The organism is Mycobacterium sp. BMJ-28 (assembly GCF_054404835.1).
In genome coordinates this window covers 2,953,859-2,965,716 of record NZ_CM136783.1, presented here as the reverse complement: position 1 = coordinate 2,965,716, position 11,858 = coordinate 2,953,859, and the positions used below count along the sequence as shown (strand labels likewise).

The following is an 11,858-nucleotide window of genomic DNA, read 5'->3' as shown; positions in this document are numbered from 1 at the left end:
TGAGAAGCGTGACCGTCTCTGCGCTATCGGACAGAGGTTTATCCGAATCGGCCAAACTTGACCGGCCAGTCATCGAACTGCGCCGCGGCGGCCGCGCGCCGGCAGGCAGCTACCTCTACCAGGGCGACGGACTGATCACCGGCTGGCACTCCCATGAGGTACACCAGATCGAGTACGCCCTGGCCGGGGTCGTCGAGGTGGAGACCGACAGCGCGCACTACCTGCTGCCGCCCCAGCAGGCTGCCTGGATCCCGGCCGGCCTGGAACACCAGGCGGTGATGAACCCGGACGTGAAAACCGTTGCGGTGATGTTCGATCCGGCGATGATCGCCGAACCCGGCGATCGCGCCAGGATCATCGCGGTGTCACCGCTGATCCGCGAAATGATGATCTATGCGCTGCGCTGGCCGATCGAGCGCATCACCGGGGACGCAACCTCCGACGGCTTTTTCGCCACCCTGGCTCACCTGGTCACCGAGGCGCTCGACCACGAGGCGCCGTTGAGTCTGCCCACCGCCGAACACCCGATCGTGGCGGCCGCCCTGGCCTACACCAAGGATCACCTGGACTCGGTGACCGTCGAGGACGTCAGCCGGGCGGTGGCGGTGTCGGAGCGCACCCTGCGCCGCCTGTTCGCCGACACCCTGGGCCTGTCCTGGCGGTCCTACCTGCTGCACGCTCGGATGCTGCGGGCAATGGCGCTGCTGGCCGCACCGGGCCAATCGGTTCAGGCGACGTCCTCGGCGGTCGGGTTCGACAACCTCAGCTCGTTCACCCGCAGCTTCACCCAGTTCTGCGGAGAGACGCCGTCGGCCTATCGCCGACGGGTGGCCGGGATTACGTCGTAGGAGTCCGCGCGCCGCTTTTTCATGTTTCAGACAGGTAAACGCTATAGTCAGGGCATGCGAGACAGAGCGGTCTCGGTCGAAGTCGAGACCTTGCGAGCGCGCCGGAACGGCCGTGACATCACCCGTGACGCGTTGAGCCTGCACGTCCTTGCCGTAGCGCACAGCGTGCACACCGTGCATCCGGAGTTCATTGCCGACATCGCGCTCGCCCGCATCGTGCCGGACGCCACCCAGCCCGCCGTCGAACTATGGCTGGCCGGCCTGTGGGAACGCATCGACGGCGGCTACGCCTTGCTGGATCGCGAGTTCATCGACCACATGACCGAGCACGCCGCCGGGCACCACTTCAGGTCGGTCCAATGGCGGCTGCGCCAGCGGACGATCTCGATGTGCCGGCGGTCCTGGCAGGCCCTCAACAGCGAGAGCGTCATCCCGCTGTAAGTGCTACCGCGGCGGCGCGCCGGCGGTGTCCGGATCGACCTGCACGGCATATGAGGTGATGGCGACGATCCGGTTGTGGGCGAACTCGAAGATGTCGCATCCGGCCACCGCGGTGGTCCCGTTCGGACCGCTGTACCGCGAGAACATGTCCACCGCGACCACGTCGCCGTCGCCCGCCACCATGCATCGGTCCACCTCGGTGACGGTCTCGGCCAGCCCCTCCCGGGTCTCCCGGCAGGTGCGGATCACCGCGTCCGCACCCTCCAGCACCATGAATCCGACGATTGTCCAGCGCACGTCCTTGGCCAGGTGACCGAGCGACTCCTCGAATCGGTGGGTGGAAAACGCCAGCGCGACGGCGCGTGCATCGAACTGCTCGGCCATGCGTTCCTCCTAGGACGTGATGGCTGACAACCTATCCGGTGCCGGCTTCGGAAGGTGCCGAAGGCGCGGTGTGGTGCACGGGTTGCCGACACGGGCATGGCCACCCAGGATGGCGGCCATGGATGCACGCACCGCCACCGAACTGGCCGCAGTCGACGCGATCGGGCAGGCCGTCCTGGTGGCGGCGGGTGAGCTCACGGCGACCGAACTGCTCGACGCGGCGATCCTGCGACTGGAGGCGGCCCGCCACCTCAACGCCGTGATCGCCGACCTGTTCGACAGGGGCCGCGAGCAGGCAGCCGCACTGGACGCCGCCGGGGTGCTGCGCGGCGGCGGTGCCGGACCGGTGGCGGGAGTTCCGTTCCTGCTCAAGGATCTTGGCGCGTCCCTTGCCGGTGCGCCGGAGGCGATGGGGTCGCGGGCGCTGCGCACTCATGTCGCGCAGGAGTCGGCGTGGATCGTCGAGCGTTATCTGGCCGCGGGTCTCGTGGTGTTCGGCAAGACCAACACCCCGGAATGGGGCAATCACTGCACCACCGAACCGGCGCTGTTCGGCCGCACCGTCAATCCGTGGTCTCCGGACGTGACACCGGGCGGTTCCAGCGGTGGTTCGGCTGCCGCCGTGGCCGCCGGGGTGGTGGCCGCGGCATCGGGCGGCGACGGCACCGGTTCGATCCGGGTGCCCGCATCGTGCTGCGGCCTGGTCGGCCTCAAGCCGCGGCGCGGCCGGACTTCGTTCGCCCCCGGCGCCGGACACGGTCTGGAGGGTCTGGTCAACGAGCACGTGCTCACGCGGACCGTGCGCGACAGCGCCGCTCTGCTGGATGTGGTCACCGGCGGCGCGCCCGGTGACCCGTACACCGCTCCCCTTCCCGCCCAGCCGTATCTGACCGCGATCACCCAGCCCCCGCGTGCCCAGCGCATCCTGCTCGCCACGGCCTCGCCGTTTCCCGGACCGCAGACCGAGCCCGAGGTGATCGCGGCCGTCCAGGCGGCAGGCAACCTCCTCGCCGGTCTGGGGCACGTCGTCGAATCCGGTGCGCCGTCAATCGATCCCGACGTCGTCGCCGACGCGATCGCGGTGCTGCACACGGTCAGCAACGCCCAACTACATGCCCTGGCCACCGCACATCTGGGCCGGGCACCGCTCGAGGACGAATTCGAACCGAGCACCTGGGTGATGGTGCGCGAAGGTCTGCGCACCACCGGCGTCCAGTACGCGGACGCGATCTCGGCCGTGCACGCCCAGACCCGCCGGTTCGCGGCGGGCCTGGGTGCACACGACGTACTGCTGGTACCGACCTTGCTCACCGGTCCGCCGCCGTACGCCCTGCTGAACCAGCCGCGTGGCACCACGCGGGCCTTCTTCGACGTCGAGTTCGCCACCACCGGTTGGACCGCTCTGGCCAATGTGACTGGCTGGGCGGCGATTTCGCTACCGCTCGGGACCACCTCGACTGGGCTGCCGGTCGGCGTCCAGTTGATGGCACCCGACGAGACGATCCTGTTGCAACTCGCGGCCCAACTCGAGCAGGCCGCACCCTGGGCCGGGCGGTACCCGCCGTCCGGTCAGTGACCGGACTGACGACCACCGACCGCGACGAACGCCGCGAGCGCGCCGACGGTGCACAGACGCCGCGCGCGCCGGTCTGAAACCACTGCGCTCACAGCGGAATCCACAGACCCAGGAACCAGAAACCCCAGCCGTGATGATTGTCGTCCCACACCGGGTTCACCCGCTGGCCGTTGTAGTTGAACGGCTGGTGGTCTTGGCGGCCCTGGTCCATGCCGCGGTGGCCCCAGTCGTCCTGCGGCGCACCTCCGGGTCCGCGGTCGTCGTGACCGCCGCGGTTGTCGCAGTTTGCCGGCTGCGGGCCGCACGGGCCCGGACCGGGGTCGGCCGCAGCGGTGCCCAGGCCGAGGCCCAGCATGCCGGCGAGCCCGACTCCGATCGTCAGCGCCGAGGTGCCGGCCATTCGCTTGAGATTCATCGTCAACTCCTGTTCGGCGGGCACACCGTTGGGGTCGCCCGTGCAACGAGTGTCGGAAATCGAACTTGTTTTTTGCTGTGGCGTCCGTGTGCCCCAGATATAAAACGGTCCGGCAGCTACTTCGGTCACGAGGTGGCGACACGACGGCGTGTCCGATTGACGCCGAGTCTCGGTGATGCTGACCTCGATTGGGTTCCGGCGTGGCACATGACACACTCGGCGGATGGTTCCTCCTATCGCGCGCCCGAAACTCGAGGGCAACATCGCGGTCAGCGCCGACCGCCAGATCGGGTTTGCCGAGTTCGGTGACCCCCAGGGCCGGGCCATCTTCTGGCTGCACGGCACCCCCGGAGCCCGCAGGCAGATTCCCGCCGAGGCCCGCGCCTACGCCGAGCTCGAACGTATCCGGCTGATCGGTATCGACCGCCCGGGCATCGGCTCGTCCACGCCGCACCAATACCCGAACGTGCTGGCGTTCGCCGAGGACCTGCGTGTCATCGCCGACACCCTCGGCATCGACAATTTCGCGGTCATCGGGCTGTCCGGGGGTGGGCCCTACACGCTGGCCGCCGCCGCCGCGATGCCCGAGCGGGTGATCGCCGCCGGCGTCCTGGGTGGAGTGGCACCGTATGTGGGACCGGACGCCATCAGCAGTGGACTGATGAACCTCGGGGCCCGGGTGGCCCCGGTGCTGGAAGTCGCGGGCCTGCCCATCCGGCTGGTGGCCGGCACGCTGATCAAGTTCCTCGGACCGGTGGCGTCCCCGGCGCTGGAGATCTACGCCAGGATCTCCCCGGAGGGTGACCGCAGGTTGCTCGGCCGGCCCGAGTTCAAGGCCATGTTCCTCGACGACCTGCTCAACGGCAGCCGCAAACAACTGGCGGCCCCCTTCGCCGATGTCATCGTGTTCGTCCGGGACTGGGGCTTCCGACTCGACGAAGTCAAGGTGCCGGTGCACTGGTGGCACGGCGACAAGGACCACATCGTGCCCTTCGCGCACGGCGCGCACGCGGTGGCCTTGCTGCCCGAAGCCGATATGACCGTGCTGCCCGGCGAGAGCCATCTGGGCGGCCTGGGCTGCGCCGAGGAGATCTTGCGTACGATGCTGGAGATCTGGGATCGCGACGGCCGCGGACAACACCGAAAGGATTGACACGATGGAGCTTTCGGGAGTCGGTATCTGGAGTGCCCAGCTGCGCTACAGCGACCCGGGCGAAGCCGCCGAGGCGGCCGCCGAACTCGACGAGCTGGGCTTTACGGCGTTGTGGATTCCCGATGTCGGTGGGGCGCTGTTCGACTCGGTGCGCAACCTGCTGGCCGCCACCCAGCAGACCGTGATCGCGACCGGCATCCTCAACCTGTGGCTGCACGAGCCGGCCGACGTCGCTGCCGCACATGCGCGGCTGACCGCCGAACACGGACCCCGGCTGCTGCTCGGCATCGGGGTCAGCCACGCACCGCTGATCGACTCGAAAAAGCCGGGCGCGTACCGCAAACCACTGGCCGCCACGGCCGCGTTCCTGGACGCCCTCGATGCCGCCGAACAGCCGGTGCCGGTCGAGCAGCGGGCACTGGCCGCCCTGGGCCCCAAGATGCTCGAACTCGCCGCGACCCGGGCCCGCGGCGCACATCCCTACCTGGTGACTCCGCGGCACACCGCCGGCGCACGCGAGAAGCTCGGGTCGGGGCCGCTGCTGTTGCCGGAGCAGACCGCGATTCTCACCGAGGACGCCGACGAGGCCAGGACCATCGGCACCGACTGGCTGCGTTCCTATCTGGCCATGCCCAACTACGCCAACAACCTGCTGCGGTCCGGCTTCTCGGCCGAGGACATCGCAGAGGTCAGCGACCGGTTGTTCGACGCCATCATCGTCTGGGGCGACGAGGACAAGATCCTGGCACGCATCGCCGAGCACCGCGACGCGGGTGCCGACCACGTGTGCGTGCAGGTGCTCGACAGCGATCCGGGCGCCTTCCCGCGGGAACAGTGGCGCCGGCTGGCCGCCGCCCTCACCGGATGAGCACCCTGGACATCGGCGTCTACGTCCCGCAGATGGGGATGTCGTATGCCGACGTGCTGCACCGGGCCCAGCGCTGCGAGGGGCTCGGCATCGGGTCGCTCTGGCTCTACGACCACCTGTACGGGCCGGGCCTGCCGGAGATCGACTCACTGGAGGCCTGGACGCTGGCGACCGCCCTGCTGAGCCGGACCGAACGGCTCAGAGTCGGACATTTGGTGCTGTGCAACCAATTTCGCCATCCCGCCGTGCTCGCCAAGATGGCGACCACCCTGGACGCGATCTCGGCGGGACGGCTGCAGCTGGGGCTGGGCAGCGGTTCGATCGAGGACGAGCATGTGCGCACCGGGCTGCCGTGGGGCACCTTCGCCGAACGCTCGCAGCGGCTCGGCGAATCCCTGGAGATCCTCACCCAGGCCTTCGACACCGGTCGGATCGACTTCGCCGGTGAGCACTACCGCATTCGGCAGATGCCGGTCCGGCCCGGGCCGGTGCAGCGGCCGCGCCCACCCATCGTGGTCGGTGGCGTCGGCGAAAAATACACGTTACCGCTGGTGGCCCGCTACGCCGACGTGTGGAACGTGCCGACCTACGCCCTCGGCGAACTCGAACACAAGCTGTCGGTGTTACGGGCGCTGTGCGCCGACATCGGGCGCGATCCGGCGACCATCGTGATGTCGGTGGAAGCGGTGATGGCGCTGGCACCCGACCAGGCGACGTTGCCGGAGGTCCGCGCGCAGGCCGAAAAGCGGTTCGGCGGACCGGGTTTCGGGCTGCAGGAGGGCGGCCTGATCGGTACCGCACCGATGATCGTCGAGCGGCTGACACACTGGCGCGAACTCGGCTTCGGGCAGGTGGTGTTGTTCACCCACGACCGCGCAAGCGACCGGACCCTCGAACTGCTCGCCTCGCAGGTTATCGGCGAATTCGCCGACTAATCCGAGACGCCGAGCAGTTCCCGGCGCAGCATGTGCATCGCCACGGTGGTGGCGCGCTCACGCACATCGGTGCGGTCACCTGGTAGCCGCAAGGTCCGGACCAACGGCTCCCGACCGGCGGTGGCCACACTGAAACACACGGTGCCGACCGGCTTCTCGGCGGACCCGCCACCGGGACCCGCGATGCCGGTGATCCCGACGGCGACATCGGCGCCGAACCGGTGCAGCGCACCGCGAGCCATCGCAATCGCCACCGGCTCGGATACCGCGCCGTGGGCGGCGATGAGGTCGGCGTCCACCCCGAGCATCTGCACTTTCGCCTCGTTGGAATAGGACACCACCCCACCGGCCAGATACGCCGAGGACCCGGCCCGGTCGGCCAACCGCGCGGCCAGCATGCCGGCCGTGCAGGATTCCGCGGTCGCGATGGTGTGCCCGGCCAGTAGCGCCGCGACCTGTTCGTCGATCAGCGCGCCGTCCTCGGAGAACAATTCGTGCGGGTAACGCTCCCGCAGGAAATCGACCAGGGCCCGGTAGGCCTGCGCATACTGCGGCTCGTATCGGGTGACGATCTCCAGTTCGCCGCGGCGCAGACACGTGGTGATCTCCAGGCCGGTGAATCCGGCGATCCGGGTTTCGGCTTCCCGCAAGGCCTCCGCGAGACCGGACTCCGCCAGGCCGAACATCCGCACCGTCGCCTGCCGGTACTCGGTCCGGCCGGCGATCGCGCGTTGCGCCGCTGCCGTGGCGATGGCGCGCGGCCACATCGGCTGGAGTTCGCGGGGTGGGCCGGGCAGCACGATCACCACGGGCGTGCCGTCACCCGGGCCCGGCACGACGACGCCCGGCGCGGTGCCCTCGGGATCGAGGATCTCGGCGCCGGCGGGCACCATCGCCTGTTTGCGGTTGGCCGCCAGCACCGACTCGAAATCCGTTCCGGCCGGCAACCGCGACATCAACGACCGCAGGATGGCCGCGATCTTGGCCTCCAGGTCGGTGTCGAGCACCAACTCGCGACCGCAGAACCTGGCCACCGTCGCCACCGTCAGGTCGTCGGCGGTCGGGCCGAGCCCGCCGCTGGTGACGATCAGGTCCACCCCGGCACCGGCCAGGAAACGCAGCTGGGCCTCCACATCATCGGCGCGGTCACCGCAGATGGTGATGTGCGCCAGCTCGATACCGAGTTCGAGCAGGCGGTCGGCGATCCACGGCCCGTTGAGATCCTGGATGCGACCGGTCAGGACCTCCGTGCCGGTCACCACGATCCCGGCGCGCACGCTCACCTCGTCAGCCAGCCCTGCACGGTGCCCAGGTCGCGCGAATACTGCTCCATCACATCGTCCTGGTAGCGCGAGCTGCCGCTGAGGTCGTCCCCCGCCCAGATCACCCGGACCCGCGCCGCACCGCGCAGATAGACATCGACCCGGTCCACCTCGCGCCGCGACCAGCCGTGCTCTTCGGTGAGCGCGGCGAGCTGTTCCCGTGCGTTCGCGTCTGACATCTGTCGTCCTCCTCGTACCCGGCGTGCTGGCTCAATCCTGCCCCACGGGGCGCGGTCACCCGACCGGCACCACCACTGGCGCGGTGTTGTACCCGCTGACCCGCACGAAGTTGCCTTGCGCACCGGAGGCCACGATGTGGCCTTGCAGATCGACGGTGTCCCCCGGGAAGACGGTCACATAATTGTCGGTGTACTCGATGGGCAGGATCTCGTCACCGTCGGCGGTGCCGGTGATCTCCGCACGCTCGAAGAAGGCGATCTGCTTTCCGGGGTTGTGCAGCCTGATGGCGATATCGCGGTCACCCACCCGTTTCGCGCTCACCTGCAACGGCACCTTCGGCAGATAGTTCAGCGCGGTCATATCCGCCCAGCCGGCCTGCTTCAGATCGAAGGCCGTGTCATTGGCCGGATCGCCGACATCGTCGGGCTGCTGAGATTGCCAGTACACGTTGTTCGACACCACCTTGCCTGCGCCGTCGAGCAGTTCGGCGCGGACGAAGAACACCCGCGAGTCGCGCGCCTCCCGCGGCAGCGTGAGCACGGTGTGCGCGCCACCGGAGCTGACCGCCACATCGTCGACGGTGCGGTCATCGCGCACCCGGCCCGCCAGGTCGTAGACCCGCACCCGGGCCCGCAGATCCGACACGTCGCGCGGTGTCTGGTTCACCACCTTGACCGCCGCCTCGCTGTGATTGCCGACGGCGTAGGAGTCGAACACCAGCGACAGCGGCCGCAGACCGGCCTTGGCGCCGTAGTACGCACCGCCCGGGCGCAGGTAGTAGTCGAAGATGTTGCCGAAGAACGACGGCCAGTGACCGTTGAGCATCCAGTAGATGGTCATCTTGTGGTTGGCCCACCCGTTGGCCGCGAACGCCTCAAACTGGGCGCGAGTCGATTCGTAATGGGCCAGTTGGGCTTTGCGGGTGAACTCCTCGACACTCGCCGACGGCCCGTACCGGCGCAGGATCGCAAGCCGGATGCTGCTCAGTTTCGCGTTGCCGGGATTGGATCCGGCGTGGAAGGACCAGGTGTCGTTGATCGGCCACAGCTTGTCGGGGGGAATGAACTGCTTCAGGCTGGCCAGCGGCGGGATGTGTTCGTTGTCGCCCTGTTCGGCGTTGGAGCCACGGGTGGCGCCGTACCGGCCGCTGAACCAGTAGCTGGGCGGGCGCCAGCTGTACGGGCCTGCCATGTGGATGCCGTCCCACTGCGGCGTGCCCTGGTCATCGTCGTGCCCGAAGGAGGACACGGTGTCGACCACCGCGTTCTGCCAGTGCAGATCCCGCAGCACCGCGTGGTATTGCCCGCGCAGCGGCTCCGGGGGTAGACCGTCGCTGCCATTGGCCCAGATCGCGACGGACGGGTGCGAACGCAGCATCAGCAGTTGTGATCGCAGGCTGTCCAGGGCGACCGCCCGGTCCTCGTCATCCCACTGATCCCACTTCTCCCACTGGTTGCAGCACATCCAGCCGACCATCAGCGGGATACCCAACTCGTCGGCCCGCTCGATCAGCCGCTCCCCCGGGATCTTGGACTCCAGGCGCAGCAGGTTGAGCCCCAGATCCTTGGCGTAGCCCAGGATGGCGTCCTCCCGGTCGGGGTCGTTGTCGAACAACAGGTCCGGTGTGTACACCGCGCCGCGGACCAGGAAGTCCCTGCCGTTGACGGTGAGGTAGAAGCTGCCTCCGGAGCCCAGCTCCGGGTACTGCTCGTCGGTGTCTCGATGCTGGGCGATGGTGCGCACACCGAATCGCTGGGTACTGCTGTCGGTCACCCGGTTGTATTGGCGGAACTCCAGTTTCAGGTCATACAGGTTGGGGTCGCCCATGGTGTAGGGCCACCACAGGTCGGGGTGGGAAAGAGTCAGCTCGGCGAACCGGGCCGGGTCGAAGGTGACCTCGCGGCGCTCGCCCGGCGACAGGGTCACCGGCTGCTCGACCGCCACACTCGGTTTGCCCGCTCGGCTGATGGTGGCCCGCAACGTGCCGTTGACGCGGCGGTCCGAGGAGTTGTGCACGTTGGCATACACCGCCAGGCGCGCGGAATCCGTTCTGGGCAGCGGTAGTTCGGTGTTGACGGTGGCATCGCCGATCTCGACCGCACCCGCGGTGCGCAGGTAGACGGGTTTGAAGATGCCGGCGTTGCGGTCCGGGATGAAGGAGTTGCCGTTGGCCGGGTTCTTCCCGGGCCCCTGGTAACCGAGGTATCGCCAGTTGATCCAGTCGTACCAGCTGTCCGCCAGTTCGACACCGTCCACGTCCTGCATGGCCCGTTCCGGGATCACCTTGACGGCAAGCACATTGGCGCCGTCGCGGATCCATCGGGTGACATCGAGTTCGTGTGCGGTGTACATCCCGACGATCTGGGTGCTGTCGGCGACCAAGTGCCCGTTGAGCCAGATCTCGGCACGGTAGTTGATCCCGGGAAACTCCAGTTGATAGTTGCTGTGGCCGGCCGGCGCGTCGAAGGTGGTGCGGTACCACCAGTCCTGCTGGTAGAGATCTTGGGGCACCTTGTCGGCCAGGTTGGTCCCGTAGTAGAGATCCGGATAGGTGCCGTCGCGCTGCAGCACGTCGAGCACCGTGGCGGGCATCCGGTCCACCCGGTGCCAGCCGCCGTCCTGGTATTCCGGAGTGGAGATGGTGCGGCCGTCGGCGGGCAAACCGGTTGCCGAGACCAGCTTCCAGCCCTGCGCGAGTTCGGTGGTGCCGGCGGCCGGCTCGGGCCGCGCGAAGGACGCGAAGTCGCCGGCGCCGAGCACCAGCACGATCAACAACAAGGCGACGCTGAACAGGGCAGTACGACGCGTCGGTGCCCCGATGGTGCCGCTCCCTTCGGTGTGCCCCAGTGGGTCGGCCCCCTGGCCGACACCACATTGTGCCTGCCCGCCGCGCCCGGCGGCGGCCCGGGCGGGTGGGTGAAGGCGGGGTCACATCGTCAGAACACGTTGTCCTTGTGGTTCACGTCGGTGACCAGTCCACCGTCGACGACGAACTCCGCACCGGTGGCGAACGACGACTCGTCGCTGATCAGGAACACCACGAACGCGGCAACCTCCTCGGACTGTCCGGACCGGCCCAGCGGCGCGGTGACCATGTCCTCGGGGAAGTGCTCGGTCATCGGGGTGCGGATGAATCCGGGATGCAGCGAGTTCACCCGGATCTTGTGCCTGCCCAGCTCCAGTGCCGCGGACTTGGCCAACCCGCGCACCGCCCACTTCGAGGCCACGTACGGATGCACCATCGGCGCTCCGCGCAGGCCCTCCACCGAGGACACGTTGATGATGGAGCCGCTGCCCGCGGCCTTCATCGAGGCGACGGTGGCCTGCATGCCCAGGAACGTGCCGGTGAGGTTGACGTCGATGACCTTCTGCCACTGGGCCATATCGAATTTGCCGATCTTGCCCAGCGCCACGATGCCTGCGTTGTTCACCAGGCCGGTCAGCCCGCCGAACTCCTCGTTGGCCAGTGCGACCGCGGCATCCCACTGGTCGGCCTGGGTGACGTCGAGATGGATGTAGCGCGCCGCGTCACCGATTTCCTCGGCCAGCGCCTGCCCCGGCTCATCGAGGATGTCACCGATGACGACCTTGCCGCCCTCTGCCACCAGGGCCCTGGCGTGGGCGGCGCCCATGCCCTGCGCACCGCCGCTGATCAGTACAACCTTGCCGTCCACGCGTCCCATGACGCGTGAGGCTACCGCATTCCGGGGGCGAAATTAGAACCTGTTCCAATTTG

At 68.4% G+C, this 11,858-nt stretch carries 12 protein-coding genes; 6 read left to right on the top strand and 6 right to left on the bottom strand.

Annotation, left to right across the window (positions count from 1 at the left end; translation table 11 throughout):
• Positions 1–8: 8 nt before the first annotated feature.
• Together ACXPWS_RS14670 and ACXPWS_RS14665 are read left to right on the top strand one after the other, a co-directional pair.
• Positions 9–848 (top strand): AraC family transcriptional regulator, encoded by an 840-nt coding sequence (locus ACXPWS_RS14670; protein ID WP_458713115.1) that lies wholly within the window; start codon positions 9–11, stop codon positions 846–848.
• 54 nt (positions 849–902) lie between these two features.
• Positions 903–1,289 (top strand): hypothetical protein, encoded by a 387-nt coding sequence (locus ACXPWS_RS14665; RefSeq protein ID WP_458713114.1) that lies wholly within the window; start codon positions 903–905, stop codon positions 1,287–1,289.
• Positions 1,290–1,292: 3 nt separating this feature from the next.
• On the opposite strand, the gene ACXPWS_RS14660 is transcribed toward ACXPWS_RS14665, so the two are convergent.
• Positions 1,293–1,673 (bottom strand): nuclear transport factor 2 family protein, encoded by a 381-nt coding sequence (locus ACXPWS_RS14660; RefSeq protein ID WP_458713113.1) that lies wholly within the window; start codon positions 1,671–1,673, stop codon positions 1,293–1,295.
• A gap of 118 nt (positions 1,674–1,791) precedes the next feature.
• Here ACXPWS_RS14660 and ACXPWS_RS14655 point away from each other — a divergent pair, with 118 nt between their 5' ends.
• Positions 1,792–3,249, top strand: coding sequence for an amidase (locus ACXPWS_RS14655; protein ID WP_458713112.1), 1,458 nt, complete (start codon positions 1,792–1,794; stop codon positions 3,247–3,249).
• Between the two features lie 88 nt (positions 3,250–3,337).
• Here ACXPWS_RS14655 and ACXPWS_RS14650 read toward each other — a convergent pair whose 3' ends face one another.
• A complete protein-coding gene (locus ACXPWS_RS14650) occupies positions 3,338–3,664 on the bottom strand; it encodes a hypothetical protein (RefSeq protein WP_458713111.1) in 327 nt (108 codons plus the stop codon).
• Positions 3,665–3,887: 223 nt separating this feature from the next.
• Between ACXPWS_RS14650 and ACXPWS_RS14645 the strand changes: the two genes are divergently transcribed.
• Genes ACXPWS_RS14645 through ACXPWS_RS14635 form a run of 3 tightly spaced genes read left to right on the top strand, consistent with a single transcriptional unit; the run spans position 3,888 to position 6,620 of the window.
• Positions 3,888–4,817, top strand: coding sequence for an alpha/beta fold hydrolase (locus ACXPWS_RS14645; protein ID WP_458713110.1), 930 nt, complete (start codon positions 3,888–3,890; stop codon positions 4,815–4,817).
• 4 nt (positions 4,818–4,821) lie between these two features.
• Positions 4,822–5,685 (top strand): LLM class F420-dependent oxidoreductase, encoded by an 864-nt coding sequence (locus tag ACXPWS_RS14640; RefSeq protein ID WP_458713109.1) that lies wholly within the window; start codon positions 4,822–4,824, stop codon positions 5,683–5,685.
• Complete coding sequence (locus ACXPWS_RS14635) at positions 5,682–6,620, top strand: LLM class flavin-dependent oxidoreductase (protein WP_458713108.1); 939 nt, start codon at positions 5,682–5,684, stop codon at positions 6,618–6,620. The genes ACXPWS_RS14640 and ACXPWS_RS14635 overlap by 4 nt, the downstream gene beginning before the upstream one ends.
• On the opposite strand, the gene ACXPWS_RS14630 is transcribed toward ACXPWS_RS14635, so the two are convergent.
• The 4 genes from ACXPWS_RS14630 to ACXPWS_RS14615 form a co-directional block, all read right to left on the bottom strand.
• The gene (locus ACXPWS_RS14630; RefSeq protein ID WP_458713107.1) at positions 6,617–7,903 is read right to left on the bottom strand and encodes a competence/damage-inducible protein A; all 1,287 of its coding nucleotides are present in this window, start codon (positions 7,901–7,903) and stop codon (positions 6,617–6,619) included. The genes ACXPWS_RS14635 and ACXPWS_RS14630 overlap by 4 nt on opposite strands.
• Positions 7,900–8,121, bottom strand: coding sequence for a hypothetical protein (locus tag ACXPWS_RS14625; protein ID WP_458713106.1), 222 nt, complete (start codon positions 8,119–8,121; stop codon positions 7,900–7,902). The genes ACXPWS_RS14630 and ACXPWS_RS14625 overlap by 4 nt, the downstream gene beginning before the upstream one ends.
• Before the next feature lie 55 nt (positions 8,122–8,176).
• Entirely contained in the window at positions 8,177–10,888 is a 2,712-nt protein-coding gene (locus ACXPWS_RS14620) for a glycoside hydrolase family 2 protein (protein WP_458713544.1), read from the bottom strand.
• 170 nt (positions 10,889–11,058) lie between these two features.
• Positions 11,059–11,805: a glucose 1-dehydrogenase gene (locus tag ACXPWS_RS14615; protein ID WP_458713105.1), complete on the bottom strand. Its 747-nt coding sequence runs from the start codon at positions 11,803–11,805 to the stop codon at positions 11,059–11,061.
• Positions 11,806–11,858: the final 53 nt, after the last annotated feature.